This is a genomic window from Streptomyces sp. NPDC030245 (assembly GCF_055572995.1).
The window spans coordinates 316,226-341,748 of the sequence record NZ_JBVICF010000007.1; the positions used below are offsets into that span (position 1 = coordinate 316,226).

Here is a 25,523-nt window from a genome sequence, read left to right on the forward strand (position 1 = left end):
TCCGCTTCCGCTCAGCCGTCGCGTGCCACATCCGTGCCAGATGCCTGATCATCCGGCTTCCGTGCCACAGCCCGGCGAGCCTTCCGAACACTCCGATCGAGCATCCCAGCGACCTCTTGCTGACGCTCCTCCTCGGAGTGCTGGTAGATCATCGCCGCCTTCTCGGACGACTGGCCGGCGCGGACCATCGTGTCCTTCAGGGTCGCGCCGGATCGGGTCGACAGAGTGTGCCCGGTGTGGCGGAGATCGTAGAACCGGAAGTTGTCCGGCAGACCGGCGACCGCGCGCGCCCTGCGCCAGTACTTGCCGAAGGTGCTCCGCCGGAAGGGCGCCCCGCGATCACCGACGAAGACGAGGCCGTTCGGTCCCTCCTCGGCGAACGACTCCATGTGCCAGCGGACCTCACGCTCCAGGAACGCGGGCAGGTGGATCGTGCGGGTACCGGCGTCCGACTTGGTGTCGCCGGGCGCGCGTCGCCCGTTCGTCCTCTCGGGTTCTGCTGTCCGCACCGTGATGCGCAGAGCGTCGAGGTCGACGTCCCGGCGGCGGAGCCCAGCCAGTTCTTCGGGCCGGGTCGGACCGTAGGCGCCGAGGTAGACCATGAGACGCCACCGCATGCCGACCGCTTCGGCGAGGGCATCGACCTGCGCGACGGTAGCCGTAGGCCGTTCCTGTGCCTTCTCGGCACCCGCGCCCTTGATCCGACACGGGTTGCGGCGGATCAGGTCGTCATCGACGGCGGTCTCCATGATGGCCTTGAGGAGGCGGTACGCCTTGGCCGTCGCCGTCTTGGCGCCAGTACGGAGACGCTCGGTGCGCCAGGTGCGGACGCGGGGCGCGGTGATCTCGTCGAGGTCGTCATCACCGAAGGTCGGGAGGATGTGCCGGTCCAGGAGGTACCGGTACAGGTCGCGCGTGAGCACGCTGAGTTCGCGCTCCTCGACCCACTTGTCTGCGTAGGCGCGAAGGTTGCCAGCCCCGGCCTCTGGGTCCCGCCAATCACCTCTGCGGATCTCGGTCTGCTTCTCGGCCAGCCAGTCGTCAGCGTCGGCGGTCGTCTCGAAGGTGAACGGCGCCGGGCGCATCACGCCGTCTGGCCCCGGGTACCGCGCCTGGTAGCGGCCGGACGGCAGCCGCCGAATCGCACCGAAGCGGCGACGCCTCCCCCTGCTGTTCGCCATCAGGCAGCCCTCCCGTAGCGAGCACGAGACCGCTTGATCGGCTCGACCGTGTGGGAGGTGATGAACTCCTCGACCGCGCTTTCCGGGATGCGCACGTGGCGGCCGACCTTCACGTACCGGATGCGTCGCTCCTCGATGAGCCGACGCGGGAAGCGGGCCGTCGTGCCGAGCAGCTCGGCGACCTGGTCGACGGAGAGATGCCGCTCAGCCACAGGTGGGTTCCCCTTCCGTTCCGGGGGCGGGTTCGAGGGTTTCGGCGAGCCAGGCTTCGGCGTCGGTGAGGCCGGTTCCGGCGTAGACCCAGTGGGCGAGGACGAGGGTCGAGTCCGGGGTGGCCTGGTCGTCGGTGACGGCTTGGGCTCGGCGCCATTCGGCTCGGGCGTCGCGGAGGGCGCCAAGGGTGACGGAGTAGCGGCGACTCTTCGTGGAGAAGTGGCCGCGGAAGCCGAGCATGTGGGCCCAGGCCCGGAGCCGGAGTTCTTCCAGTTCCTTGCGTGCACCTAGGGTCCACGCGGTACGGACCATGCGGCGGGCGTGGTCGCTGATGTCGAGCTGGGCGAGTTCGGCGAGGAACTTGAGGGGGCGGTCCAGCGCTCCCGTGGCGGTTTCGGCGCCCTTGGTCGCGTACTTGGCGATGTACGCGGCAACGGCTCGTTCGGTCAGCTCCTGGCCGTTGTCGAAGTCGGCGGATCGGACGGTGCGTACGTCGAGTTGGCGGCCGAAGGTGAAGGCGTGGGCGTGGTTGTCGATGACCGGGCCATCCACGCGCGCGGTGGTCGCGGCGGCGCGGATCGCGTCGGTCAGCAGCTCGGCGCTTGCCCAGGCCGGAGGTGGGGTGTCGCCGCCTTCGGGGCCGTCGATGCGGATGACCGCGTGGAAGTGGACGGCGCCGCGTTTCTGGTACTCAGCGACCTTGGCGAAGGAGACCCGGGCGTACTCGCGGAAGGCGCGTTGGGTGAGGCCGGCACGCTTGGCGATCTCCCGGCGGAGGTAGATCGAGAAGCGCCGCCAGAGCAGGCCCGCGTGCGCGTTCCAGAGCACGGCTGCTTCGTAGTCGTAGGTGTCCGGGTCGAGCGGGGTGCCGAGGGCGATGTCGTCCTGGTCGTGGACGACGCCGCAACGGCAAGGGCGGACCGTTCCGGCCGAGCCGGTGGGGCGGTTGTGGACCGGCCCGAAGCCGGGGGCGGTGAAGGTGGCGAAGACGCGAGGGTGGGCGGCGACGCGTTCGGGGACGCCCTTGCCACCGCGCAGGCCGGAGGTGATCAGGTGGAAGGTGTCGCGGCGGTAGATCTCCGCGCAGGCCGGGCAGCGGGTCGTACGGCGGTTGTTGCAGCGGACGAGGAGGTGACCGGCGGGGAGGTTGGTGGAGTCGAGGTGGTGGAGGACGTTGCCGATCTCGCCGGTTCGGGTGTCGATGGCGTGCTCGGTGCGGTGGCCGTCGAGACGGATGGGGTGCGTGCAGCCGCCGAGACCGGAGAGTTGGCGCAGGAGCGCGGGCATGGTGCCGGTTGCGGCCAGTTGACCGAGTTCGCTGAGCGGGGGCGGGGTGGTGCGGGTAATGATGGCTTCTCCTTCTGGCTTCGGTCAGGAGGGACAGGGCCCCCGGGGCGGCGGATGCTTGGCGGTATCAGGGCCGCCCCGGGGGTCTAGCAGCGCTGGCGACTAGCGCCGCCGCTGGTTGCGGAGCATCGAGCGGATGACGACGGCGCACACCGCGACGGAGATGGCCGTCACGGCGATGGCGGCCAGGAGGGCGGTCAGCACGACGCCGCCGACGAGGACGGTCACGACCGCCCCGCTGGTGATGGAGATCTGAGGCGCGGATCGCCGTACGGGATTCGGGTCGGCCCCCGTGTGGTGGTGGGCGGGCGGCGGCGTCGGGCTGTCGGGGCACTTGGGCAGGAACACGGCGAAATTCTTCTTACCTACTCGTCTAGACATGTGAGCCGTTTACGACGTCCACGCCGGAGCGCGTACCGGATTCGATGGCCGGGGCCATGAAGGTGTGCGAGAGCCAGAAGCCGAACAGAGCGATCACGACGACGATCCACGTACGGACGCCGAGGAACTTGACGGCTCCCCAGGCCAAGAGACCGAGGACGAAGACGAGCGGCAGGCTGACGGTCACGGAAGCGGGTCCTTTCAGCGGACGGGGCAGCGGTGGGTACGGGCGGCCAGCTCGGCGGCGGCGCGACTGTCGTAGTCGGCGGAGAAGCCGCAGCGCGGGGCCGTGCAGGCAGCGGTGTGCTTCTCACGGCCGCGGCCGTCGTACGACGTGCCGACCTGGACGGGACCGGTACGGGCGACGGAGCGGAAACGGCGGTTGGCGCTCATGTGGATCTCCCTTCAGGACGTTCAGAGCTTTCGGGCGTTCAGAGCTGGGCGGCGATGGCGTCGGCCATGGGCATCGGGACGCCGAGACGGGCGCGCAGGGTCGTGGTGTCGATGGCAGTGCCGGTGCGGGCGTGGTGTTCGGTGGCGACTTTGCGGGCGTGGTCGACGAGGGCGGCCGGGACGGCAACCGTGGGCGGAGGGGTCGAGGTGAGGGCGGACTCGGTGGCCGAAGCCGGTGACGACGAGAGCTCCGGTACGGGATCGGGCGCGTCCTCCTGGTCGTCGACGCCCTCGGGGTCTTGCTCCCGGACCTCGTCGGGCGGTGTCGGCGTCGAGTGTGCGAGGAGTGTCCCGCCGAGGAAGGCGACCGCAGGCCAGCCCGCGACGAGGATGCGGAGCCAGGCCGGCACGTGGTTCATGTCGAGCAGTCCGGCGGTGGCGACGTTCGCGCCGAGGGAAGCGGCGAGCGCGATGACGAACCAGCACCATCCCGCGGCTTTGGTCTCACCGGTCCGCAGCCGACGCCAGGCAGCGACGAGCAGCAGGTCGACCGAGATCGGATAGGCCCACGCCTTCCACCCGTCTTGTCCGGCCGCCGAGGCGACGTCGTGCAGGTGGGCGAAGGACAAGGCTGCCGCAATGACGGCCTGTACGAGCACCGCATCGATACGGGCGAGTTGGGCGCGCATGCTGCGGCTCCTTCCGATTCAGGCATGGCAGGGGTAGGGACTTGGCGCGAGACAGCCACGCCGACCGGGGTGCAGGAGAGTGCGGCTCAGCCGGTGACCGGTCGCGGCCGTACGACCGAAGCCGGGGACTCGACCGGCTGCGCGGGTACGGAGGGCCGGAAGGTCTTCAGCGCGGGCAGGTCGGGGACCATGTGGGCCGACGCGCGGCAGGTCTCGGCAGCGTCGGACAGCGAGAGATACGGCGTACGGATGCGGGACCAGCCGCCCGAGGTGTCACCGGCGACGGCGAGACCGGGTCGTTCGGCAGGGATGGCGCAGGCGGCGGAGACCGCTTCGGGTGCGATGTCGCCGAGCGCCATTTTCGCGGAGGCTTCGTCGTTCACGCGGTGGCAGACGCGGCCGGTCAACTGGGCCCGGAGCATCGTGGCGCCCTTGCCGAGCTCGGCGCCGAACCGCTGCCCGCACACCTCCAGGTAGATACCGGCCGCACGGCCGAGTTGGGCAAGCCGGATGAGCTGAGTGACCATCTCGTCCCGTCGCTCTTCCTCCTTCCTTGTGGCGACGAGGAAGAGTTCCGCCACTTCGTCGACGAACAGGACTACGGGCACGGGTCGTTCCTGCTCGGGAAGCCCCCAGATGTCGGAGGTGATCTCCTCGTTCGGCGTGCCCGGTGCGATCCTCTGGCGTCCCTTGATCAGGTCGTACCGGTCCTCCATCTCCTTGATGAGCACGGGCAGCAACTCGGCGGCCTGCTCGGGATCGGTGGCGAGCGCCGACAGCCGCGAGGCGAAGGGCGCCAGCTCCACACCGCGCTTGCAGTCGATGCCGACCAGGGCGACGGGCTGCGGTGCGAGTCCGGCAACGAGGTGTCGCAGGTACATGGACTTGCCCGACAGCGTGGCTCCCAGGGAGAGGCCGTGCGGCACCACGCGGTAGTCACGTACGAATGGTGTGGCGTCTTCCCGCAGCGCTACGGGCACTTTCAGGAATCCGCCCACCGCTTTGCGCGGCATACGGACCTCTCGCAGCACGTCATAGCCGACGAGTCGCAGGTCGATCACGCCAGGCTTGACTGTGGTCACGTAGACGGCATGAACTCCCCAGGCGTGCCGCAGCCGTTCGGCCGAGGCGGCCACGTCGGCGGGTTCCTGGCCCGGTGCGAGCCGCAGCCGGAGCCGTAAGCCGGTCGTGGTCGGGCGGATGATTCCGCGCCGAGGCGGTACCGGACGGATCTCCCCACGGGTTGTGGCCTTGACCGCCAGGACACGCAGGCGGGACGGCGTCACGGACAGGCCGCAGGCCTCCATGACCGAGCCGTACGAGCTGAGCAGCCGGGCCGTGGATATCGGCAGGCCGACCGCAGACCAGTAGACCCCGGGGTGCTTGGCCCGGGTGTAGGCAGCCCCGCCGCCGATTGCGGCGACAGGACCACCCACCTCCAGAAGCGTCGTCAGGTCCGTCATCAGGCCGAGGCCCCCATGGCGGCCGGGAAGGCGGCCGGAGTGACGGCGGCGCAGCGGTAGGCGATGCCGTGCCGCTGCTGGCCGTTGAAGACGCTCTCCCACGGTCGGGCGACGAGTCCTGGCAGCGAGACCGGCGCACCGAGCGTCAGCCCCTCGGACACTCCGCTCTCCGGGATGGTCACCTTGATCAGGGACGACTCGCCCTCCTCGATGTAGACGACGCCGATCGTCATCAGCGATTCACCGCTGGTGGCGTCCTTGGCGATCTCGCCGGTCTGACGGTCGCGGACCTTGGGCTCGGGCGCCTCAGTGAGCAGGATCGTCGCGGCCGAGGTCTCCACGCGAATGGTTGGCAAGGTTCTTCCCATCTACTCGTCTATACAAGATGCGACGTTGGAACCCGATCTCCGGGAACGCCGTCCACTGTGCCACACAACTTGCCAACTCGTCTATACGAGTAGGCCTGTTGGCGTATACGAGTTCGGGGTGCGGACCACCGCGCGCCACAGTCGTCAGGCCGTCACGTGGCCGGGAGCTGGTACGACAGGACGTAGGCGTCCGCCGCCATGACGGTGTCGCAGACCTCCACGGCCCGCCCTTCCGTGTCGTACGCGGTGCGGACCAGGTGGATCACGGGTACACCGGAGGCCAGCCGGAGCGTCTTCACCTCGGACGGTGCGGGCATCCGCGCCCGGATCTCCTCGTCGAAGTGGTCGAGGTGGTGGCCCAGTTCTTCGAGGCGGGCGTAGATGCCGCCGGGGCCGGGATTGGGTTCGGCGATCTGCGTACCGCGTGCGATGTCGAGCGGGAGGTACGAGGTGGCGAACTCGACCGGCCGGCCATCGAGCAGATACCGCCGCCGACGAGCGAGCACACGCCGCACCGAGCCAAGGCGGGTGGAGATGTCCTGACTGGCCTTCTCCTCCTTGACCTCCAGGCTGTCCACCTGGGGGTGGCTGCCCGCAGCGTCGGCCTCGACGATGAAGGCAGACTTGCCCTGCTCGCGGTGGCGCCGAGCGAAGCGGTCGGAGGCGAGCCGTCGCACGGGAGGCCGCGGTCGTACGAAGACGCCCTTGCCATGCTCGGCATGGACCAGGCCCTCACCCTGCAACACGGAGAAGGAGTTCCGAACGGTCATCCGGGATACGCCGTAGTGCTCGACGAGTTCGGCCTCCGAAGGCAGCTTTTCGCTCTCCTTGAATCGCCCACGGTCGATGGCCTCGCGCAGCTGGTCAGCGATCTGCCGAAAGACCGCACGATCACTCGTGGGGTCGATGTCACCGAGCAGGCTCGGGAGTGACGTCACGTGTACTCCTTTAGGTATCTAGACGAGTGGGCGAGTGTTGTTGCTACGGTGGAAAGCCTAGCCATCCGAGAGGGCCGAGGACCGTGAGCACTGACCGTCCGCACTCCGTGAGCGTTGCCGGAGTCATCGTCGATGATCAGGATCGCGCCCTCCTGATCAAGCGCCGTGACAACGGCAAGTGGGAGCCCCCGGGCGGAATCCTCGAACGCGAGGAGACGATCCCCGAGGCCTTGCAACGCGAGGTCCTCGAAGAAACCGGAATCAAGATCGTGCTTCCGGCGACGCTCACCGGCATCTACAAGAACATGACGGGCTTGATCGTCTCCATGGTCTTCCGCTGCGAGGCCGCCGACGGTACGCCCACCACCGGCGACGAGACCCGAGCTCTGCGCTGGGCGACCCGCGAAGAAGTCACCGAACTCGCCGACGAGGCCTACGCGATCCGCGTCCTGGACGCACTCGACGCGGCATCCCCGCCGGCCATTCGCGCCCACGACGGCGTGAAACTCGTCTAGCTCGAACCCGCTGCACATGGCGGCCTACCAGCACGAAGGAACTTGTATGCACGAGTATACGAGCACCGCCCGAGTCTGGGGCCTCACTTGCCCAGGATTCCCCGAAGAGATCAGCCGGGCCCGCCGCTGGACGCGGGACATCCTGCGCGGCTCACCACTCGCGGACGCCGCCGAACTCATCGTGAGCGAGCTGAGCACGAACGCGATCCTGCACACGGCCAGCGGGCGCCAGTCGGGCAGCTTCTCCCTGGCCATCGAGGTATCCCCGCAGATGGTCGCGCTGTCGGTCACCGACGACGGAGGCACGGGAACCGCCCCCAAGGTCGAGCACCAGGACGGAGAGGCTGAACACGGCCGGGGCCTGGAGATGGTCAGCGCCATCGCGCACCGAGTCATCGTCAACGACAGCGACCACGGCCACACGGTCACCGCGGCCCTCTACACCCAGGCCGGCCAGGGAGCCCAACTATGCCAATGAGCAGGCCCCGCCGCGGCTACTGGTGCGAGTGCTGGACGGAACCCACGACGACGGACAGCCAGTCCGAACCACACCTACGAGCATCCTTCGACGCCTACTCAGCACCCCAGGCGGACCGATGGGTAGCGGTCGCACTCCGCACCATCTCCCCGGCACTCGACGCCGACGCAGCAGACGAAGCCTGGCAGTGGCTGTACGAGGACCGCGTCCACACCCGCAGAGCACTCCTCCAGAAGCAGCCCTGCACGGTCTCAGTAATCCACGCGGACACACGCATCACCTGGACGATCCGCCCAGTCCTCTTCCTGCCCCTCGCACACCGCCAGGCAGCAGAACTCCCGGCATACGCACACGACTTCAAGCCCCGACAGGCGGACTGAGTTACAACTTTCTCTACTGGTTCAAGCACCCGGCTGCGCTCCGCTCCGCCGGGCGGGCTCCCCGGCTCCGCTCGGGGCTGCCGCTCCTGCCTTCGGCCCGCTCCGCCCCGGCTGCGCCGACGCCCGCCCACTGTGGGTAGGCCCGGGGGTCATGAGTCGAGCACCCGACGACTTCGGCCCACGGTCAAGGACATGCCTCCGGCAGGGGATCGGCCAGCACCGGGGGGAGGGGGCGCCGTTCCCGGCCGCGGGCACATCGTGGCAAGCGTGGGGGGGGCTCCCATCCCGTCCACCATCGACCCAGGCAGAGCCGAGCAGACGCGGCCCATGGCGTCCAGGTCGTTCGTACAGTGGCGCGCTCCACCTGGACGCCATGAACCACGCCCGCTCCACCGTGTGTGGGTCGACGGCGGACGGGATGGGAGAGTGGTTGGCGGGAGTAGTAGACCCTTATTCGACCGCAGGCAAAATCAGAGAATTTTCCCGTGGGCGATGATGATCTGCTCGGATGCGAATCGCATCAAGGGGATTTCCATTGCGAGTTCATCATCATGCGCGAAGGGGGCATATTTAGGGAGGTCACCATCCTTGGCGTGAACCAAGGCATTGCGTACTTTATATATTCGTTTCGCCATGGACGATCGCACCGCTTCTTCGTCCGCAAGCGCCAGGTCCAGCTTGCCAGCACCAGCGAATGGAACACCATTCTCTCTGTAGTGGGTGACCAGATATCCGTCGTAATTGCCAAGGTCGGTCACTAGTCGTCCGATGTCGACAAATCGCTCCAGTACCAGATGGAGAGCTCGCTGCTCGTTTACTCCACCCTCCTCTTTCACCTGACGCTGCGCCTTGCTAACAGTGCGGATAATTGCTTGCACATCCTTCGCGCGCCGAGCCGAGAAGGAGGGGTCCGTTATCCCCTTACGCACCTGTTCAATCAGGTCATCGTTGAACACTTTCTCGAAATAATGCTCGGCGATGTGATAAAAGGAAAGATATTCAAGCAAAGGTATTTCTGCCGCAACTCCCATGAGGTAATGCTGCACCAGGTCTGAGCCATAGGTCTGCCTAGGGGGATCAAACTCCGCCCCGGATGGTCTGCGGATTCTCTGGATTCTACCCGGAGCGAAGAGTGGGTCTGGCCCAATGCGTGCCGCGAGATCCATGTTGTAAGCGGCGTGAAACAGGAAGGAATTGGCTAGATTTTCATAGTCCAATCCTCCTTGCGTTGATTTAATTTTTAGGGTTACGGTGTAAAAGGCTTCGGCCACCAACTCCAGCAGCGAGACGCGCCCATCGCTTTCTCCACCCATACGCAAGGCGATCTTCCTGACCCGATTCCTCAGCATAGTCCACCTGGGCTGCTTAACGATTTCGGGCTTTTCAGAAATAGCACAAAGAAGGTAGGCGACGACTTCCTTTGATGGAGATCCAACCGTGTATGTGACAGGATTATCGCCCTGCCCTGTGAAGTCCACTCCATCGAGGTATCTCTCAAAGAGACCATGCGGGTTCAATGGGACTAGCGTGAATTCTGCACTATTGGACCAAATAAAAGAATTCTCGGTGTTGGACTTGAGCGTCCTGAGATTCTGGATTACGGTGTCGATTTCGCTTTCGCCGAGGACGGCAATACCGTCGCCTTTCTGGTCGTAGCCGGGAATTGGAATCGCGAACCCCTCGTCTATAGCCGACAATCGGCGGACAGCCAACTGAAGGCCGTTGAGGAGGGCTTCCCTGCTAACCGCTGGCGAAGTGGCTGTACCCATTATCTTCTCCCTTGAGGTGAGGCAGCTATGTTGTCAGGAAGGAGCAGGGAAGGTGGCAGAATTGAGTGTTCTCTGCAGGCCCGAGCCGTGAGTGGACCGTCCAAGGATGCTCGGAGGCAACCGCGATGTTGCTTGGCCCCGTGCCAGACCCGTGCCAGGTTGGGCGGGGAGCCACGGGGAACGGCGGGTAAAAGGCCATCGCCGTCAGGTGCCGCCGGGCCGCTCCCCCTGCAGGTCAGGCGCCCAACTCCCCGTAGATCACCCGAGCTTCCCAAGCTGAGAGTGCGAGTTCGATTCTCGTCACCCGCTCCACGAAGAAGGCCCAGGTCATCGACCTGGGCCTTTTGCTATGCAGATCCCCAATCGTCGCGTGCCAGACCCGTGGCAAAGCCTGGAGCCCCCGGGCGAGCCGTCAGGGCGTGCCATGTTGAGCGGGGAGCCGTGGCAGCTGACCGACCGGGTCACTGTCACTGCCAGAAGATCTCTTCGACGACGATCTGGGGGTCGTCCACGCGGTGCATGAAGATGTACCGGAGCCAACCGCGGTAGTTGTCGAAGTACAGGATGCGGGGGCCCTTGGGGCTGGAGGAGCGTGCCGGCTCGACTCTTATGGTGGCAGGCAGTTCGGCGTCGGCGTCGATGCCGCGAAAGTACGGGTCCTTCGCCGTCACCAGTTCGGCGCGGGCCGCGTCGACGATCTTCCGTACGTGCTCGGGCAGGGCGTCTCGGGCGGCTTGAGCCTTGAGGGCCCAGTCCATCTGCCAGGGCGGTCCCATGAACGCGTCGTCGCTCACCGGCCCGGCTCCGTGCGGGCAGCCATGTGGCGGATGTTGGACGCTTCCTCCAGGAGCTTCCTGGCTTCGGCGAGGTCGGTGGCTTCGGCGGCACGTGCCTCAAGGTCGGTCAGGTGGGCGTCGAGGTGCGGGTCACGGGCGATGGCGTACTCACCCCACCAGCGAGCCACGAACGCCGGTACGGGACCGAGGTCGAACGTGTCGGCGATCGCCCGATTCCAATGCGCGTCGAAGTCGGTCAGCAACTGTGGAGCATGCTGAGCGATAGCTTCGCGGAGTGCCTTTGGGGTTCTCTCCGGCATGGGAGGGATGCCGGGTGAGTCTTCAGCAGCAGTGCTCATGCTTCATCCTCCGTCGCCCTCGCCTTGTCGGTTCTGGAGCCTACCGCCGTGGCCTGGAGCACGCAGAGGTTCGTACGGGACCGGCACAGGGCGTGGCGTGCGCCCTGGGCCTGTGGCATGTGCCTTGGTCACTCCGTCAGTGCCAGGTCAGCTCCGGCAGGGGGTGGAGTGAGGGGCTGGGTGGGGGCCTGTCTGCGAGGAGTCTGGGGATCCGGGGGCAAGGTGTCGGCCGTTTTGGGTGAGCGGGCGCCGCTCGTGGGTCGGCGCGTTGCCGGGGCGTCGAGGCTGGCGGCCACCGTGGCGTAGAAGCGGTGTACGGCATCGTCGACGCTGCGGATGAAGCCGGTCTCGGCGTTGCCGCGGCCGCTGCCCATGCCCTTGAAGAGGGAGAGGCGGAAGCCGGTGATCTGGGCACCGTTCTTGGGGAGCAAGTCCGCAGGCTCCGGGCGCAGCCGCTCCAGCGTGCCCCGGGGCCCTCCTGCCTCACCCTCCACGAGCGTCTCGATATGCAGGTCGGCGGGTGCTTCGGCGAGGCGGCGGACCAAGCGCTTCACCCAGGTGAGGGGGTAACCCTGGTCGGGTGCTGGGATCTCGACGGACGTGCGGAGCTTGCCGGTGCGCAGGTCCGCTGCGATCACCAGGATGCCGGGGGCGCCCTCGACGCGTAGCTCCGCTTGCAGCTTTCCGTCGAGGCATAGCTGATCCGCCGGCGCGGACCGGCGAGCTTCGGGGTCGGCTCCGCGCTTGGCGCGTCGTTGGACCGGCAACACCTTCTGTCCGAGTTCGCCACCGAGCCTGAGACAGACCTGGCGAATGAGCCGTTCCCAGTTCTCCACCACCTGCCGTACAGGCACATAAGTGCTCGCGGCTTCCTCGCGTCGGCCAGTCGAGGCATATTTCTCCGTTCGCCGGCGCAGGCGTCGGAGCGTTGGTCGGCCTGACGGTTCCCCGTGTTTTCCGCACCATGCTGTTTGGCGTGCCCATCCTGTTCGGCGAACACGGGGGCCTTCCCGCCGGGCGGAGGCAGGGCGGGTGGGCGGCAGTGGGGCGTGAGTGGGACGGCAGTGGGACGTTAGCGGGGGCGGGCAGAGTTGGGGATGTCAGCAGGTCAGGCGCTGGTTGTCACAGACCGGGCAGCTGTCGCGCCAGTATTCACGTTTCATTCACGGGGGAAATCCCATGCGTACGTTCCGCAGCCGCACCACCGTTCTCGCCGCCACCGGCGCAGCCGTCTTCGCCCTCTCCCTCACCGCCTGTGGCGGGGGCGACTCCGACGACAAGTCCGCCGGGTCGGCCGCCACCCCGACCACCGTCTCGGTCGGCAGCTCCAAGTCGGACGACTCGTCGAAGTCGGGGCCGTCCGCGAAGGGTGGTGCTGACGCCAAGGGCGGCGTCCGCGCCAAGGCCACCGTTGCCGCCGGTGGTTCCGGTGCCGCCAAGGCCGCCGCCACCACCCCCGTCTGCACCACCAAGGACGTCAACATCAGCGCCGCCCGCCACGGCGGCCCGCCCTACACCCACATCGTGCTGACCGCGAAGAACACCTCGGGCCACAGCTGCAAGATGACCGGCTTCCCCGAGATCCAATTCCTGGAGAGCCACAAGCAGAACGTGCCCGCCGTCGCCAAGAGCAAGCCCGCCGCCCCCGTCGTCCTGAAGGCCGGCGCCCCCGCGTACGCGCTGGTCAAGGTGTCGGACGGCGGTGTCGACGAGAAGAACGAGCCCGTCTCCGGCTTCTCCGTGACGCTTCAGGGCGGTGGCGGCATGGCCGCCGTCACGGCGCCGGGCAGCGGTGGCATCGCCGTCGACCCGGCGAAGTCGCTGACCGGCTACTGGACGTACCAGCTGCGCAACGGCGCCGACGACTTCTGAGGGAGTCGTCCGGGCCCTCGCGGGCCCTACAGTCTCCCGGCGAGGCGGGCGAGGACAGCCGCCTCTTCGGTGCCTTCCCCCGCACCGAAGACGTGGACCACCAGTCCCGTCTCGCCGGGTGCGGCCGGCACGTGGAGCGTCTCGTAGTCCAGGGTGAGCAGCCCGGCCTCCGGGTGCCGCAGCCGTTTGTGCCCCGCCGCGCACATCACCACCTCGCCGCTTGTCCAGATGCGTGTGAACTCCATGCTTTGCGCGGCGAGTTCGGCTATCAGTGCCGTCAGGCGCGTGTCGGTCGGGTAGCGGGCCGCGGCCACCCGCAGTTGGCCCACCGCCTCCGCCGCCCGGTCCTCCCACTCGGGGTATACGTCCCGGGATGCGGGGTCGAGGAAGAGGTAGCGGGCGTTGTTGGGGTCGCGGGTTCGTTCGGATGTAGCTGTTGCGTTGTCCGTGGCGGGGTGAGTTACCAAGCCTCCTAGTAGTTCCGCGCCCAGTGCGTTCCAGGCCACCACGTCCAGGCGGTGGTTCGTCGCGAAGGCCGGGAAGCAGGGGATCGCGTCCAGGATCTGTCGCAGCAGAGGGCTGACCCGGGCGCTCGGCACGGGCGTGTGCTCGGGGGCTGCCAGAGTGGCGAGGTGGCTGCGCTCCGCCGTGTCGAGGCCGAGTGCCTCGGCCAGGGCGCCGAGTACTTCGGGGGACGGCTGGGTGGCGCGGCCCTGTTCGAGGCGTACGTAGTAGTCGACGCTGATGCCGGCGCGCTGGGCCAGTTCCTCGCGGCGCAGCCCTCGGACGCGTCGGCGGGGGCCGCCGTCGATCCCGATGTTCTCCGGTGTGACGCGGCCGCGGCGGGCACGCAGGAACTCGCCGAGGGTGGGGGCGGGGGCGGCAGCCGCGCTCACGGTGTCCATGGGGCAAGTATGGGTGAGTTGGGTTGCGGAACGCGGGCGTGGGCGTACGGGGGGTAGGTGGTCCTCGCGGTACCAGGAACCCGGTTCCTTCACCTGAGAGGGGGCTGGTTGCTGCTTCGCGTACGGGAGAGCGTGGCGGCATGAAGATTCTTGTCGTCAGTGCCCATCCCGAGCCTCGTTCGCTCAATGCCTCCCTCGCCCGCTTCGCCGTCGACCGCCTGCGCGCCGCGGGCCACGAGGTGCGGCTCTCCGACCTGTACGCCATGAAGTGGAAGGCGACGGTCGACGCCGACGACTTCCCCGACCACCCCGGGGGGCGGCGGCTCCAGGTCATGGGTGCGTCGGAGGAGGCCACGCTCGGGGGGCGCCTGTCCGCGGACGTCGCGGCCGAGCAGGAGAAGGTGCGCTGGGCGGACGCGTTGGTCCTTCAGTTTCCGCTGTGGTGGTTCTCGGTGCCCGCGATCCTCAAGGGCTGGATCGACCGGGTCTTCACCGCCGGGTTCGCCTATGGTCCCGCGGTTCCGCCGCCGTACAGCGAAGGCGTGTTCCCGGGGAAGCGGGCCCTGGTGTCGGTGACCATCGGCGCCCGGGAGTCGTCGTTCTCCGACCGCGGCATCCACGGCCGGCTCGTGGACGTCCTGCATCCGTTGCAGCACGGGCTGCTCTGGTTCACCGGCATAGCGCCGCTCGAACCGTTCGCGGTGTACGGCTCGAACGACGTGACCGAGGAGCGGTTCGCGGCGGCTCGGGAGGCGTACGCGGCACGGCTCGACGGGCTCTTCACCGACGTACCCATCCCGTATCGCACCCTTGTCGGCGGGGACTACGACCACGGCATGCGGCTGTTGCCGGGGGTGGAGGCGGCGGGCGCGGAGGGGCTCGCGTTGCATGTGCGTGCGTGACTGTCCGGTTCGCTCTCGTGCGTGACTGTCCGGTTCGCTGCGTCCACGACTGCCCTGTCCGTCGGCGCGGGTGGTCTGGTCTTCAGGAGTGGGTCGGGAAACCGTGCCTGCGGGACGCTGCCACCACCAGCAGCACCGGGGCCAGGAGCAGCAGGATCGTCCAGGGGAAGGACGAGGTGCCGACCAGGCCGAGCAGGATGCCGCCGAAGACGCCGCCGCCCGCCATGGCCACGTTCCAGAGGGTGACGAGCATGGCCTGGGCCGCGTCCGCCGCCTCGCCGGCCGCGTCGCCCGCGGCGGTCTGGAGGAGAGTCGGGGCGCCGCCCCAGCCCAGGCCCCACAGCGTCACGGCGACGTATACGAGTGCCGGGATGTCGGAGAAGACGGCCAGCAGCGCCGCCGCCACGCCGACCAGGAGCACGCTCGCCAGCGTCAGTGCGCGCAGCCTGCGGTGGATCAGCGTGCCCACGAGCCAGATGCTGAGCAGCGATGCCGCACCGAAGACGAGCAGGATGCCGTCCGTCGAACCGCCCATGCCGAGTTCGTCCAGGAACGCCGCGATGTAGGTGTAGAGGACGGTGTGTGCCAGGACGAAGACGAGGGTGACGGAGAGGACCGGGGTCACGCCGGGGACGCGTAGGGCGTGCAGCATCGGCGTACCGGCGCCGCCGTCCTCCTGCTTCTCCCGTCCCGGCTGTCGCTCCCGTCCCGGGTAGTCGGGGACGAGCGCGGCGATCCAGGCCAGCAGGCCCAGGGTGAGGCCGGTCATGACGAGGAAGGACGCCTGCCAGCTGAGCAGCCCGCCCAGGTACGTACCGGCGGGCACTCCCAGCGACAGCGCGACCGGGATGCCCGCCATGGCGATGGCGATCGCCTTGCCCTGGAGGTGGGGCGGTGCCATGCGGCGGGCGTAACCGGCGAGCAGCGCCCAAGCCAGTCCCGCGGCGACACCGGCGACGAAACGGGCCGTCATCGTGAGGGGGTAGTTCGTCGAGAGCGCGGTGACGGTGTTGGCGGCGGCGAAGCCCGCCATCGCCGTCAGCAGCAGCCGCTTGCGCCGCCAGCCCGCGGTGGCGGCGGTCAGCGGTATCGCGGTGAGCGCGGTGCCGATCGCGTAGATGGTGACGGTCTGTCCGGTCGCCGACTCGCTGACGCCGAGGTCGGCGCTCATCGCGGGCAGCAGGCCCGCGGGCAGCGTCTCGGTGAGGCTGGTGATGAAAACGGCGGTGGCCAGGGCGAGGAGGGCGAGGAGGGGGAGTTGCTGTCTCTGCTGGGTCTGCTCTTGGGGGTGCGCGGGTGTGGGGTTGGGCGTGGGGGCGGAAGCGGGGGTGGATTCTGTTGTGCGCATGGGGTGTGGGGCCTTTCAGTACGTGGGGGATTTCGATGCCAGGTGGAGCGCTACGGCTGCCGTTTCGTCGGCCGGGGCTCGACCACGGGTCAGGGAGGCCAGGGAGTTGGCCGTCGGGTCATCGGCCTCGCTGCCGGTGAGGACGACCGAGCCGTCCTCCCGCAGGAGCCGGAGCAGTTCGGGTGCGGGTGGTGCGGGGAGGCCGTCGTCGGCGTGGATGAAGAGGAGGTCGATGCCGCCCAGGCGTTCCTGGATGGTGGAGGCGAGGGCGGTGGAGACGAGGGCGGTGGAGGCCGGCGGGGGTGGCTGCGGGGGTGGCGTCGGGGAGCGGATGACGTGGGCGCAGGGGCCCACCTCTGCCGCCGTCTCGGCGAGGTCCGTCCCTGGGCCGCCGGTCACCAGGACCTCGGCGCCGCCCTCGACGAGACGCTTCGCGATCGCCAGGCCGAGACCTGTGGCGCCGCCGATGACCACGGCTTTCGTGCCTGCGTACTTGGGCATCCGCTTCTCCCGTCCTGCTGCTGTTGTGGGTGCGCTGCTTGCTGACGGGGACGACTGTGCTCGTGGGCGCTTCGGGAGTACTGAGGAAGTGCTGAGGGAGTGCTGCGGGGGTGCTGCGGGGGTGCTGATGGGGCGCTGATGGGGTGTGCCGGCGGGTTGTCGTGCGGGCGGGCGCCGGTGAACCGTGACCGTCGTCCGTCCCGGCCGGGGCCGGAAAACGGTGTGTACGGTGATCCACATGCGGTTCGGGGTGCTGGGTCCACTGGCGGTGTGGGACGGCGACGGGGAGCCGGTCAAGGTCCCCGAGGCGAAGGTCAGGGCGCTTCTCGCCGACCTTCTCGTGCACGAAGGGCGGCCGGTCTCCACCGGCCGGCTCATCGACGACCTGTGGGGCGACGCGCCGCCGCGCAATCCGGCCAACGCGCTTCAGGCCAAGGTCTCGCAGCTGCGCCGCGCCCTCGGGCGTGACCGCGTGGTGCACCAGGCGCCTGGTTACCGGCTGCGTGTGGATGTGGCGGCCGGCGACGAGGTGGACGCGGACCGGTTCCGCGCGCTCGTCGGGGAGGCGAGTGGGTTGCCGGACGCGCGTGCGCGGATCGAAGTACTGACGCGAGCCCTTGAGTTGTGGCGCGGGCCCGCTTACGCCGATCTCGCCGACGAGCCGTTCGTACGAGGGGCAGCCGACCGGCTCGCCGAGCAGCGCCTCGCCGTGGTGGAGGAACAGGCCGAGGCGCGTCTCGCGGTGGGCGATCACACGCTGCTCACGGGTGAGTTGGCGGACCTGGTCGCGCGGCACCCGCTTCGGGAACGGCTGCGGGCCGTGCAGATGCGCGCGCTGTACCTGGCGGGGCGCCAGAGCGAGGCCCTCGCGTCGTACGCGGCGCTACGGCGGCAGCTGTCGGAGCAGCTGGGTATCGATCCCAGTCCCGAGTTGGTCTCCCTGCACGAGGCGATATTGCGGCAGGAGTTGGGGGTGGGGGTAGCCCTGGGTTCCGACCCGGACCCCGGCCTCGGCCTCGCCCCTGGCCCCGGTATCGGCCTCGTCCCTGGCCCCGGTACCGGCCCCGCCCCGGACCCCAGTACCGGCCCCGCCCCGGACCCCGGTACCGGCTCCAACCCCGTCCCCACCCCGAAACCGTCACCCGCAGCCCCACCCCCCAGCGACCCCACCCGCCCCCGTACCAACCTCCCCGCCCCCCTCACCCCACTCGTGGGCCGCGAGCGGGCCACCGAGGAGGCGGGGAAGCTGGTCGTCGGTGGGCGGCTTGTGACGCTTACCGGGGCCGGGGGCGTCGGCAAGACGCGGCTCGCGGTGGAGGTCGCGGGCCGGTGGGCAGGCCCGGAGGAGGGGAGCGCCGCCTTTCCCGACGGCGTCTGGCTCGTCGAGCTCGCCGGATTGCCGGGCGGAAGCGGTGTCGCCGATCTCGCCCACGCCGTGGCCGGTGTCCTCGGCCTCCGGGACGACATGCCGTCGGGGCCGCCGGGCTCCGGTTCGCCCGGGGGCGGCGCGGCCGAGCCTCCGCCCCCCACCGACCGACTCGCCGCCGCGCTGCGCGACCGCCGGATGCTGCTCGTCCTCGACAACTGCGAGCAGGTCGTTGAAGCAGCCGCCCAGCTCACCGACGCGTTGCTGCGTGCCGCGCCGGGGCTGCGCGTGTTGGTCACCAGTCAGGAGCCGTTGGGCCTCACCGGTGAGGCCGTGTTCCTGGTGGAGCCGCTGCCCGCCGCCGACGCGGTCAATCTGTTCGTGGCCCGCGCCCGTGCCTCGGCGCCCGGGTTCGACCTCGGTCGCGGCGGCGCCGACGAGGCGGCCGTCGCGGAGATCTGCCGCCGTCTCGACGGCATCCCGCTCGCCCTCGAACTCGCCGCCACTCGCGTACGCGCCCTCGGCGTACGGGAGTTGGCCGACCGACTCGGCGACCGGTTCCGGCTGCTGACCTCGGGACAGCGCGGCGCCCCGGCCCGCCAGCAGACCCTGCGGGCGATGATCGACTGGAGCTGGGAGCTGCTCAGCGCGCCCGAACGCATCGTCCTGCGCCGCCTGGCCGTGCACCGCGACGGCTGCACGCTGGACGCGGCGGAGGCGGTGTGCGCGGGTGACGGCGTGACCCCTGACGAGGTCCTGGACCTGGTGACCCGCCTCGTCGACCGCTCCCTGGTCGTCGTGGCGCCGGGGCCTGCCGGGACGGGCCCGCGCTACCGGCTCCTGGAGTCCGTCTCCGCGTACGCCATGGAGCGGTTGCGCGAGATGGAGGATCTCGGCGCCGTACGCGAGCGTCATCTGCGCCACTACCTGGACCTCGCCGAACGCGCCGAGCCGTACCTTCGCGGGAGCGAGCAGCGCGTGTGGCTCGACCTCCTCGACGCCGAGGCGGCGAACCTCCGCGGGGCGTTGGAGGAGGCGGTCCGGAAGGCCTCCGCCCGGGGCGCCGAGGACGCCGATGAGGCTGATGAGGCCGATGAGGCCGATGACGCCGTGCGGCTCGGGGTTGCCCTCTCCTGGTGGTGGCTGTTGCGCGGACGGCTGAGCGAGGGGCGGCGTGCGCTCTCCGCTGTGTTGGATGTCGCGGGTGAGGGGGGTGAGGCGGGTGAGCTGGCCGCGGTGGGTGAACTGCGCTTGCTGCGAGCCGCGTTCGCTCTGCTCACCGGGGAGAGAGAGGGCGGTGGTCACGACCCTCTCGGCAGCCGCGCCCGCACCCTCTGGCTCTACGCCTACGGCCTCTTCAGCGCGGGCGATCCCCTGGCGAGCGAGGACGTCAACGCCCGGGTACTCACCATCGCCGACGAGGGCGGAGAGGGCGACGGAGCGTGGGTCACCGCCGCCGCGCTCGGCCTGCGCGCCATGCACGCGCTGATCCGCGGAGAGCTCGACACCGTCGAGGACGACGGGCTGCGCGCGGCCCAGCTGTTCGGGGAGACAGGGGACCGCTGGGGCGAGTTGCAGGCCGTCACTCCCCTCGCCGCGCTCGCCGAGATCCGGGGCGACTACGCCGAAGCCGTCCGCCGCCAGGAGGAGGGCCTCCGCATCGCCCGCGAGCTCGGGCTCCAGGCCGAGGTCGCCGCGCGGCTCTCCGGCCTCGGGCGGCTGGCCCTGCTCACCCGCGACTGGTCGCGGGCCCGCGAACTGCACGAGGAGGCCAGGAGGTTGGCCGTCGCGTACGGCTACCGGTACGGGGAGATCCACGCCGAGATGGGGCTCGCCCTCGGGGCGCGCCGCGTCGGTGACCTCGCCGCGGCCGAGACGTATCTGCGGCGCATCCGCGACCGCCACGCCGACGTGTCCTCCCTGGCCGGTGATCACCTGCACCACGCCGAGCTGGGCTTCATCGCCGAGCTGCGCGGGGACGGGGCCGGCGCCGAGGCCCACCACCTCCACGGCCTCCGGACCGCCCGACTGCTCGCCGAACCGCGCGCCGTCGCCCTCTCCCTGGAGGGCCTGGCGGGCGCGGCGGCCGTCTCGGGTGCGCCGGAGCGCGCCGCCCTGCTGCTGGGCGCGGCGGACGCGGCCCGCAGAAGCGTGGGGGCGCCCCTCCCGCCCGCCGAACGCGGTGACGTCGACCGGATCACGGCCGCGGTGCGGGCCGTCCTGGACGAGGCGGCCTTCGTCGCGGCGTTCGCCCGCGGTGGGCGGCTCGACAGCGCCGATCTGCCGATCTGCCGATCGTCGTCGATTCGGCCGACCCATAGATGCCCATAGAGACCCGTAGAGATCATCCGGCGCGTGCGGCACCCTTGTGCCGTGGAAGCGCTCAGGCCTCAGGACCCGCAGTCGATCGGTCGGCACACCCTTGTCGCGCGCCTTGGCGCGGGCGGCATGGGGCAGGTTTACCTCGGGCGGTCGCCCGGTGGCCGGCTCGTGGCCATCAAAGTGATCAAGGATGAGATCACCGATCACCCGGAGGCCCTCGCGCGGTTCCGGCGCGAGGTGGAGACCGTACGGGTCGTCCGCAGCGCGTACACCGCCCAGTTGATCGACGCGTCGCTCGACGCGGCCCCTTACTGGCTCGCCACCGAGTACGTGAAGGGGCCGACGCTCGGCGCCGCCGTCGCCGAGCGCGGGCCGTTCCCCGCCGACACCTGCCGCAAGCTGTTCGCCGCGCTGGCCGAGGGGCTCGCCGCCGTGCACGCGTACGGCATCACCCACCGCGACCTGAAACCGCAGAACGTCATCCTCGGCGGACAGGGACCGCAGCTCATCGACTTCGGCATCGCGCGCGGGGACGGGCACACGGCGCTGACCGACACCGGTCTGGCTCCGGGCACGCCCGGGTACACCGCGCCGGAAGTGCTGCTGCGCAATGAAGTGGGCTCCGCGGCCGATGTGTTCGCGCTGGGCGCGACGTTGGCGTACGCGGCCACGGGACGTCCGCCGTTCGGTGCGGGCGCGGCGGCCGGAGTGAGCTACCGGGCCGTGCACGAGCCGGTCGACCTGGCCGACGTCGAGCCGGAGCTCGCGGCCCTGATCGAGGCGTGCGTCGCCAAGTCGCCCGGTGACCGGCCGACTTCGGCGGAGGTGATCGAGCGGTGCGCCGTACGGTCCGCGCTGGTGGACGACCCGGCGTACGCGGGCCTCGCGGGCGCGGGGGCGGGGCCGGAGACGGGCCCAGGGCCGGTGGGCCGCACGGGGGTCACACCCGCACCCACACCCACACCCACACCCACTTTTGCACCCTCCCCCTCTCCGGAAGTGCTCGCCCACTTCCCCACGCAGCCCGCGGCCCCGCCCCCGCGCCGGAAGCCGCACCGGCTCAAGCTCGCCGCGATCGCCACGGCCGCCGCGGCGGTCGCCGTCGCACTCACCCTCGTCACCGTCCAGCTGCTGCCGGACGGCGAGGGCCGGAACGAGAGCGGGAGGGAAGGGCAGGAGTCCGGGTCGGGGTCCGGCAAGGGTGATCAGGCGTCCGGGGATACGGATACGTCCGGCGGGTCCAGCGGAGCGGAAGGGTCCGGCCGTGCCGATGACCCCCACGCCCCCTCCCGCATCGACGCCGACCGCATCAGCCGCGTCTTCTGGGACTCCGCGGAAGGGGCCTGCAACGTGCCCTCCGAGGTGCGCGGGCCGACCGGTTTCCAGCGTTCCGTCGAGCCCGGCCGGGACGGCACCGTGGAGATCCGTTTCCGCGACAAGTACGCCTTCAGCTCGTCGCGCGACAAGGCCGGCAAGGCCAAGAAGTACTACGTGTCCGTGACCGTCAAACCCCCGCACGACATCGACCCCGACACGGGCCGTCCCGTGGCGGGCCTCCTCACCGAGAACCGGGCCATGGGGTACGCGAGCAAGCCCGTCGACCTGTACGGCGGGCAGGAACCCGACGACTGGAAGACCGCCACCTACCCGGACGACTTCGCGTCCTGGATACCGCAGGTGGGCGAGAAGAAGGCCATTCCGACGGCCAACGACCCGGGTGACTGGGCGGTCGAGTTCCACGTGGTCGAGGCGCCCGACGACTACTCCAGCATCGACTGCACGGGGTTCACCGCCCGCAAGTGACGGACTGAGCAAGTGACGCACCGACCGAACAGTGCCGAGACTCGTACATACCTTCGACCCCGCAGACCACACCCCCTATACAGTGGCGGTCCATCGAAGTTGAGTGGGGGGCCTGACATGGCACTGTTCGGAAACGCGCACACCGTCGATCCGGCGAAGGCGCAGAGCGACTACGCGCGGCTGCTGGGGCACGGGGAGCAGGTGCACGCCGCGTACACGCTGATACGCGACACCATGCTGTTCACCGACCGTCGGCTGATCATGGTCGACAAGCAGGGGATCACCGGCAAGAAGGTCGAGTACCACTCGGTGCCGTACCGCAGCATCACGCACTTCGCGGTGGAGACGGCGGGGCACTTCGACCTCGACGCCGAGCTGAAGATCTGGATCTCCGGAAACCCGACGCCGCTCCAGAAGACGTTCACGAAGGGCGTCGACATCTACGAGGTGCAGGCGATTCTGACGCAGTTCGTGGCGCGGTAGGTCTCACTCGGCAGGCATGCCCGCCGGCGGTGGGCGGTCGGGGGTTGGCGTGCCGATGCCTTCCCTCGCCGCCCGGCGTGTGCTTGCCTGGTGGCCGTTTCGGCTGACTGGGGCGGGAGTTGCCGCATGCGGAAGCTGTGGAGCGCGGGGGTGCTGGCCGGCGCGCTGCTGTTGGGCGCGTGCGGCGACCCCGGATCGGACTCCGGTTCCGGTGGCGCGGCACCGGCCGACGTGCCGGAAGCGCCGCCCGGCGCCGCGGCGCCCCGGGAGCCTTCGCCGCCCTCCACCACAGCACGGCAGCGCGCGGCGGAAGAACCTCCGTCGAAGGGCCCGCGCGACTCGCGCGACCCGCGCAACCCCGATCCCTCGCGCGCCCCCAAGGTTCTCTACCTCGGGGACTCCCTCGCCATGGAGAACCAGAAAGTCCTCGGCGCCCAGCTCCGCGACGGCCTCCGCGCCCGCTATCGCAGTGCCCCGTACTCCGGCACCACCCTCTGCGACTATCTCGAAGGGACCGGCAAGGACTCCCTCGTACCCGACAAGGACAAGGCGGCCGCGCTGGTGCGGGCCGAGCGGCCCGACTATGTCGTCCTCCAGTTCTGGGGCAACGCCTGGGGTTATACGCCGTGCATGGACGGCATCACGTACGACGGGCAGCGCGCGAAGTACCTCGACCGGTACGCGGCCGACGCGCGGCGGCTCGCCGCGCAGATCGACGCCGCCGCCGGGGGCGGCCGGACCCGCGTCGTGTGGGTGCTGCAAGGGCCCGACGCGATGACGCCCGACCGTGTGCGGCGCGTCAACGCCATCTACCGGGCGCAGGCGAAGGCGTCGGGCGGGCTCGTCGCCGACGCGGGGCGGACGGTCAGTCCGGCGTCGGGCCGTTACACGTGGGTCGAGAAGCTGCCGTGCACGGCGTACGAGAAGCGGAATCCGGCGTACTGCACGGAGCCGGGCAGTGGCCGCGCGGCCATGCACCGCGGCGACGACTTCCTGCACTTCTGCCTGGCGCCGACCACGGCCAGGTCACGGCCGTGCCCGGTGCGGTCGCCGGGCATCCGGCGGATGACGGCGGAGATCACGCGCGTCGTGGCCGCCGCCTCCTGAGCACGTCGTAGCGGAAACCCCCCTCACCCGTTCGGCCCAGCCCCGCTCGCCCCTCCCCTCACGACGTCACAGGCTGTGAGTCCCTGAGACCCGAGCAGAGAGACGAGGGGGTGGTGGCCATGAGCAGCGCGAGCGCGCCGCACCAGCCCGGCCACGGACCGCAGACGCACGAGCCGCATGCGCCGCACCGGACCTCGGAGAGCGGCTGGGCCGCGGGCGGCACCATGTTCGCCGGTGTCCTGATGATGGTGAACGGCATCCTCGAGGGCGTCGCGGGCATCGCCAAGGACGACGTCTACGAGCGCATCGGCGATTACGTCTACAAGTTCAACCTCACCGCGTGGGGCTGGATCCACCTGGTGCTCGGCATCCTCGTGGCCGTCGTCGGCTGGGGCATCCTCAAGGGCGCGAGCTGGGCGAAGGCCAGCGGCGTCGCGCTGGCCGCGCTGGCCATCGTGGCGCAGTTCCTGTGGCTGCCGTACACCCCGATCTGGGCGCTCATCTCGATCGCGATCGGCGTCTTCGTCATCTGGGCGCTGTGCAACGACCGCTCGGACGTCGCCGGGCCCTGAGGAGCCATGCGCCCGTCCCGCCCTCAGTACCGCGCCGGTCCACCGTTCGCCGCGACCGCGTCGCCCACCGCACGGATGAATGCCGCCGTGCGGGCGCCGACGGCCGCCGTGCGGTGGATCAGCGCCACGTCCGCGGACGGCACGTCCCGCAGGGGTACGAAGGTGACGTCGGGCCGCGCGTAGTACTTCTCCACGGACGCGACGACCGGTGAGATGCCCTGGCCCGTCGCGACGAGGGTCATCAGCTCCTGGAAGGACGCGACGGCCCGGCCGCGGTGGATCTCGCGGCCGCTCGGCGTGCGCGGCGGCACGTGGAAGTCCCACCAGTACGCGGGCGCGCCGTTCACGACGCCGAAGAACGTCTCGCCCGCCAGCTCCTCAAGGGAGACCGACGTGCGGCCGGCGAGCGGGTGGCCGAGCGGCATCGCCAGCATGCGCGGTTCGTTGATGACGACCGGGCCGACCGTCAGGTCCGGCTCCTCGACCGGCAGGCACGTGAAGAGCAGGTCGACCTCGCCGCCGCGCAGCGCGCCCAGCGGATCCTGGAACTGGGTCTCCCGCATCCGCACCTCGACGTGCGGGCAGCGCTCGCGGAACATCGCCAGGATCGGGCCCGTCAGCGTGCCCGCGCCCGAGCCGAGGAAGCCGACGTTCAGCTCGCCTTCGACGCCGCGCGCCGTGTCCTTGGCGCGTGCCACGGCCGCCTCCATGCGGGCGTGGAGGGGCGCCAGGTCCTCGTACAGCTGACGGCCCAGCGGGGACATCCGCACCACACGGCTCGTCCGCTCGAAGAGCGGGGCGCCGATCTTGCGCTCCAGCTTCTTCAGCGTCTGGCTGACCCGGGCCTGGGAGAGCAGCAGGCGCTCGGCCGTGCGGCCGAAGTGCAGCTCCTCCGCCAGGGTCAGGAAGGTCTCCAGCTCTTGCCGCTCCACCGCGTGCCCCCGCTACTTCATCGTTATACCCACTGTGACCTGCATCGATAAGCCTGAGCGCGTCGATCGTTTCACGGATCGCCGTTGATGGTCGATCGCGTTCGGCGGATCTTTGAGATGTCAGGACGGCGGCCCGCCGAGCGGGCCCCTCCCCCTCAAC

Annotated in this window: 27 protein-coding genes and 1 pseudogene; 10 read left to right on the top strand and 18 right to left on the bottom strand. The window is 69.8% G+C overall.

The window, feature by feature from the left end; genetic code table 11:
* Positions 1 to 11 precede the first annotated feature (11 nt).
* From ACZ4Z4_RS21035 to ACZ4Z4_RS21080, 10 genes are all read right to left on the bottom strand, one after another.
* A complete protein-coding gene (locus tag ACZ4Z4_RS21035) occupies positions 12 to 1,181 on the bottom strand; it encodes a tyrosine-type recombinase/integrase (RefSeq protein WP_468329122.1) in 1,170 nt (389 codons plus the stop codon).
* Positions 1,181 to 1,393, bottom strand: a complete 213-nt coding sequence (locus ACZ4Z4_RS21040; RefSeq protein ID WP_030788957.1) for an excisionase family DNA-binding protein — start codon at positions 1,391 to 1,393, stop codon at positions 1,181 to 1,183. Before ACZ4Z4_RS21040 ends, ACZ4Z4_RS21035 begins: the two co-directional genes overlap by 1 nt.
* Positions 1,386 to 2,681, bottom strand: a complete 1,296-nt coding sequence (locus tag ACZ4Z4_RS21045; RefSeq protein ID WP_468329125.1) for a replication initiator — start codon at positions 2,679 to 2,681, stop codon at positions 1,386 to 1,388. The genes ACZ4Z4_RS21040 and ACZ4Z4_RS21045 overlap by 8 nt, the downstream gene beginning before the upstream one ends.
* 162 nt (positions 2,682 to 2,843) lie before the next feature.
* Positions 2,844 to 3,089, bottom strand: coding sequence for a SpdD protein (locus ACZ4Z4_RS21050; RefSeq protein WP_468329128.1), 246 nt, complete (start codon positions 3,087 to 3,089; stop codon positions 2,844 to 2,846).
* A 25-nt stretch (positions 3,090 to 3,114) separates the two neighbouring features.
* Positions 3,115 to 3,309 carry a hypothetical protein gene (locus tag ACZ4Z4_RS21055; RefSeq protein WP_468329131.1) on the bottom strand — a complete coding sequence of 65 codons (195 nt, stop codon included), beginning with the start codon at positions 3,307 to 3,309 and terminating at the stop codon, positions 3,115 to 3,117.
* Between the two features lie 14 nt (positions 3,310 to 3,323).
* Complete coding sequence (locus ACZ4Z4_RS21060; protein ID WP_468329134.1) at positions 3,324 to 3,515, bottom strand: mobile element transfer protein; 192 nt, start codon at positions 3,513 to 3,515, stop codon at positions 3,324 to 3,326.
* A gap of 38 nt (positions 3,516 to 3,553) precedes the next feature.
* Positions 3,554 to 4,204, bottom strand: coding sequence for a DUF2637 domain-containing protein (locus tag ACZ4Z4_RS21065; protein ID WP_468329137.1), 651 nt, complete (start codon positions 4,202 to 4,204; stop codon positions 3,554 to 3,556).
* 86 nt (positions 4,205 to 4,290) lie between these two features.
* On the bottom strand, positions 4,291 to 5,667 hold the full coding sequence (locus ACZ4Z4_RS21070) for an FtsK/SpoIIIE domain-containing protein (RefSeq protein WP_468329140.1): 1,377 nt from the start codon (positions 5,665 to 5,667) through the stop codon (positions 4,291 to 4,293).
* The gene (locus ACZ4Z4_RS21075; RefSeq protein ID WP_468329143.1) at positions 5,667 to 6,023 is read right to left on the bottom strand and encodes an SCO3933 family regulatory protein; all 357 of its coding nucleotides are present in this window, start codon (positions 6,021 to 6,023) and stop codon (positions 5,667 to 5,669) included. The genes ACZ4Z4_RS21070 and ACZ4Z4_RS21075 overlap by 1 nt, the downstream gene beginning before the upstream one ends.
* 164 nt (positions 6,024 to 6,187) lie before the next feature.
* Positions 6,188 to 6,973: a GntR family transcriptional regulator gene (locus tag ACZ4Z4_RS21080; RefSeq protein WP_468329146.1), complete on the bottom strand. Its 786-nt coding sequence runs from the start codon at positions 6,971 to 6,973 to the stop codon at positions 6,188 to 6,190.
* 107 nt (positions 6,974 to 7,080) lie between these two features.
* On the opposite strand from ACZ4Z4_RS21080, the gene ACZ4Z4_RS21085 reads away from it, so the two are divergent.
* The 3 genes from ACZ4Z4_RS21085 to ACZ4Z4_RS21095 are packed head-to-tail and all read left to right on the top strand — an operon-like array spanning position 7,081 to position 8,346.
* The gene (locus ACZ4Z4_RS21085) at positions 7,081 to 7,488 is read left to right on the top strand and encodes an NUDIX hydrolase (protein WP_150217308.1); all 408 of its coding nucleotides are present in this window, start codon (positions 7,081 to 7,083) and stop codon (positions 7,486 to 7,488) included.
* A gap of 46 nt (positions 7,489 to 7,534) precedes the next feature.
* Positions 7,535 to 7,966 (top strand): ATP-binding protein, encoded by a 432-nt coding sequence (locus tag ACZ4Z4_RS21090; protein ID WP_468329150.1) that lies wholly within the window; start codon positions 7,535 to 7,537, stop codon positions 7,964 to 7,966.
* Entirely contained in the window at positions 7,957 to 8,346 is a 390-nt protein-coding gene (locus ACZ4Z4_RS21095; protein WP_468329153.1) for a hypothetical protein, read from the top strand. The genes ACZ4Z4_RS21090 and ACZ4Z4_RS21095 overlap by 10 nt, the downstream gene beginning before the upstream one ends.
* Positions 8,347 to 8,816: 470 nt before the next feature.
* On the opposite strand, the gene ACZ4Z4_RS21100 is transcribed toward ACZ4Z4_RS21095, so the two are convergent.
* The 4 genes and pseudogenes from ACZ4Z4_RS21100 to ACZ4Z4_RS21115 all read right to left on the bottom strand — a co-directional run.
* Entirely contained in the window at positions 8,817 to 10,115 is a 1,299-nt protein-coding gene (locus ACZ4Z4_RS21100) for a hypothetical protein (RefSeq protein WP_468329156.1), read from the bottom strand.
* A 467-nt stretch (positions 10,116 to 10,582) separates the two neighbouring features.
* Positions 10,583 to 10,909, bottom strand: coding sequence for a hypothetical protein (locus ACZ4Z4_RS21105; protein ID WP_468329159.1), 327 nt, complete (start codon positions 10,907 to 10,909; stop codon positions 10,583 to 10,585).
* Positions 10,906 to 11,250, bottom strand: a complete 345-nt coding sequence (locus ACZ4Z4_RS21110) for a DUF6247 family protein (protein ID WP_468329162.1) — start codon at positions 11,248 to 11,250, stop codon at positions 10,906 to 10,908. The genes ACZ4Z4_RS21105 and ACZ4Z4_RS21110 overlap by 4 nt, the downstream gene beginning before the upstream one ends.
* Positions 11,251 to 11,378: 128 nt before the next feature.
* A pseudogene (locus tag ACZ4Z4_RS21115) lies at positions 11,379 to 12,092 on the bottom strand (hypothetical protein); the annotation flags it as partial.
* A 337-nt stretch (positions 12,093 to 12,429) separates the two neighbouring features.
* Here ACZ4Z4_RS21115 and ACZ4Z4_RS21120 point away from each other — a divergent pair.
* Positions 12,430 to 13,122, top strand: a complete 693-nt coding sequence (locus ACZ4Z4_RS21120) for a DUF4232 domain-containing protein (RefSeq protein ID WP_468329165.1) — start codon at positions 12,430 to 12,432, stop codon at positions 13,120 to 13,122.
* A 26-nt stretch (positions 13,123 to 13,148) separates the two neighbouring features.
* On the opposite strand, the gene ACZ4Z4_RS21125 is transcribed toward ACZ4Z4_RS21120, so the two are convergent.
* A complete protein-coding gene (locus ACZ4Z4_RS21125; RefSeq protein ID WP_468329168.1) occupies positions 13,149 to 14,027 on the bottom strand; it encodes an MmyB family transcriptional regulator in 879 nt (292 codons plus the stop codon).
* Positions 14,028 to 14,167: 140 nt separating this feature from the next.
* Between ACZ4Z4_RS21125 and ACZ4Z4_RS21130 the strand changes: the two genes are divergently transcribed.
* Positions 14,168 to 14,929, top strand: coding sequence for an NAD(P)H-dependent oxidoreductase (locus ACZ4Z4_RS21130; RefSeq protein ID WP_468329171.1), 762 nt, complete (start codon positions 14,168 to 14,170; stop codon positions 14,927 to 14,929).
* A gap of 82 nt (positions 14,930 to 15,011) precedes the next feature.
* Here the strand turns inward: ACZ4Z4_RS21130 and ACZ4Z4_RS21135 are convergent, their stop codons facing one another.
* Both ACZ4Z4_RS21135 and ACZ4Z4_RS21140 read right to left on the bottom strand, forming a co-directional pair.
* Positions 15,012 to 16,277: an MFS transporter gene (locus ACZ4Z4_RS21135; protein WP_468329174.1), complete on the bottom strand. Its 1,266-nt coding sequence runs from the start codon at positions 16,275 to 16,277 to the stop codon at positions 15,012 to 15,014.
* A gap of 15 nt (positions 16,278 to 16,292) precedes the next feature.
* On the bottom strand, positions 16,293 to 16,778 hold the full coding sequence (locus tag ACZ4Z4_RS21140) for an SDR family NAD(P)-dependent oxidoreductase (protein WP_468329177.1): 486 nt from the start codon (positions 16,776 to 16,778) through the stop codon (positions 16,293 to 16,295).
* A 238-nt stretch (positions 16,779 to 17,016) separates the two neighbouring features.
* Between ACZ4Z4_RS21140 and ACZ4Z4_RS21145 the strand changes: the two genes are divergently transcribed.
* The 5 genes from ACZ4Z4_RS21145 (at position 17,017) to ACZ4Z4_RS21165 (ending at position 24,431) form a co-directional block, all read left to right on the top strand.
* The gene (locus tag ACZ4Z4_RS21145; RefSeq protein WP_468329180.1) at positions 17,017 to 20,475 is read left to right on the top strand and encodes an AfsR/SARP family transcriptional regulator; all 3,459 of its coding nucleotides are present in this window, start codon (positions 17,017 to 17,019) and stop codon (positions 20,473 to 20,475) included.
* A gap of 42 nt (positions 20,476 to 20,517) precedes the next feature.
* The gene (locus ACZ4Z4_RS21150) at positions 20,518 to 22,269 is read left to right on the top strand and encodes a serine/threonine-protein kinase (RefSeq protein ID WP_468329183.1); all 1,752 of its coding nucleotides are present in this window, start codon (positions 20,518 to 20,520) and stop codon (positions 22,267 to 22,269) included.
* 117 nt (positions 22,270 to 22,386) lie between these two features.
* The gene (locus tag ACZ4Z4_RS21155; RefSeq protein ID WP_362988047.1) at positions 22,387 to 22,752 is read left to right on the top strand and encodes a PH domain-containing protein; all 366 of its coding nucleotides are present in this window, start codon (positions 22,387 to 22,389) and stop codon (positions 22,750 to 22,752) included.
* A 126-nt stretch (positions 22,753 to 22,878) separates the two neighbouring features.
* A complete protein-coding gene (locus ACZ4Z4_RS21160) occupies positions 22,879 to 23,859 on the top strand; it encodes an SGNH/GDSL hydrolase family protein (RefSeq protein WP_468329187.1) in 981 nt (326 codons plus the stop codon).
* 119 nt (positions 23,860 to 23,978) lie between these two features.
* Entirely contained in the window at positions 23,979 to 24,431 is a 453-nt protein-coding gene (locus ACZ4Z4_RS21165; RefSeq protein WP_468329190.1) for a DUF7144 family membrane protein, read from the top strand.
* Positions 24,432 to 24,454: 23 nt separating this feature from the next.
* Here the strand turns inward: ACZ4Z4_RS21165 and ACZ4Z4_RS21170 are convergent, their stop codons facing one another.
* Complete coding sequence (locus ACZ4Z4_RS21170; RefSeq protein WP_468329193.1) at positions 24,455 to 25,363, bottom strand: LysR family transcriptional regulator; 909 nt, start codon at positions 25,361 to 25,363, stop codon at positions 24,455 to 24,457.
* Between the last annotated feature and the right edge of the window lie 160 nt (positions 25,364 to 25,523).

Bases quoted from the DNA above. Each gene is read 5' to 3' on its own strand.
- ACZ4Z4_RS21035 (WP_468329122.1), bottom strand. From the start codon at position 1,181: ATGGCGAACAGCAGGGGGAGGCGTCGCCGCTTCGGTGCGATTCGGCGG.
- ACZ4Z4_RS21045 (WP_468329125.1), bottom strand. From the start codon at position 2,681: ATGCCCGCGCTCCTGCGCCAACTCTCCGGTCTCGGCGGCTGCACGCAC.
- ACZ4Z4_RS21060 (WP_468329134.1), bottom strand. From the start codon at position 3,515: ATGAGCGCCAACCGCCGTTTCCGCTCCGTCGCCCGTACCGGTCCCGTC.
- ACZ4Z4_RS21065 (WP_468329137.1), bottom strand. From the start codon at position 4,204: ATGCGCGCCCAACTCGCCCGTATCGATGCGGTGCTCGTACAGGCCGTC.
- ACZ4Z4_RS21070 (WP_468329140.1), bottom strand. From the start codon at position 5,667: ATGACGGACCTGACGACGCTTCTGGAGGTGGGTGGTCCTGTCGCCGCA.
- ACZ4Z4_RS21090 (WP_468329150.1), top strand. From the start codon at position 7,535: ATGCACGAGTATACGAGCACCGCCCGAGTCTGGGGCCTCACTTGCCCA.
- ACZ4Z4_RS21095 (WP_468329153.1), top strand. From the start codon at position 7,957: ATGCCAATGAGCAGGCCCCGCCGCGGCTACTGGTGCGAGTGCTGGACG.
- ACZ4Z4_RS21100 (WP_468329156.1), bottom strand. From the start codon at position 10,115: ATGGGTACAGCCACTTCGCCAGCGGTTAGCAGGGAAGCCCTCCTCAAC.
- ACZ4Z4_RS21110 (WP_468329162.1), bottom strand. From the start codon at position 11,250: ATGAGCACTGCTGCTGAAGACTCACCCGGCATCCCTCCCATGCCGGAG.
- ACZ4Z4_RS21120 (WP_468329165.1), top strand. From the start codon at position 12,430: ATGCGTACGTTCCGCAGCCGCACCACCGTTCTCGCCGCCACCGGCGCA.
- ACZ4Z4_RS21125 (WP_468329168.1), bottom strand. From the start codon at position 14,027: ATGGACACCGTGAGCGCGGCTGCCGCCCCCGCCCCCACCCTCGGCGAG.
- ACZ4Z4_RS21130 (WP_468329171.1), top strand. From the start codon at position 14,168: ATGAAGATTCTTGTCGTCAGTGCCCATCCCGAGCCTCGTTCGCTCAAT.
- ACZ4Z4_RS21135 (WP_468329174.1), bottom strand. From the start codon at position 16,277: ATGCGCACAACAGAATCCACCCCCGCTTCCGCCCCCACGCCCAACCCC.
- ACZ4Z4_RS21140 (WP_468329177.1), bottom strand. From the start codon at position 16,778: ATGCCCAAGTACGCAGGCACGAAAGCCGTGGTCATCGGCGGCGCCACA.
- ACZ4Z4_RS21145 (WP_468329180.1), top strand. From the start codon at position 17,017: ATGCGGTTCGGGGTGCTGGGTCCACTGGCGGTGTGGGACGGCGACGGG.
- ACZ4Z4_RS21155 (WP_362988047.1), top strand. From the start codon at position 22,387: ATGGCACTGTTCGGAAACGCGCACACCGTCGATCCGGCGAAGGCGCAG.
- ACZ4Z4_RS21160 (WP_468329187.1), top strand. From the start codon at position 22,879: ATGCGGAAGCTGTGGAGCGCGGGGGTGCTGGCCGGCGCGCTGCTGTTG.
- ACZ4Z4_RS21165 (WP_468329190.1), top strand. From the start codon at position 23,979: ATGAGCAGCGCGAGCGCGCCGCACCAGCCCGGCCACGGACCGCAGACG.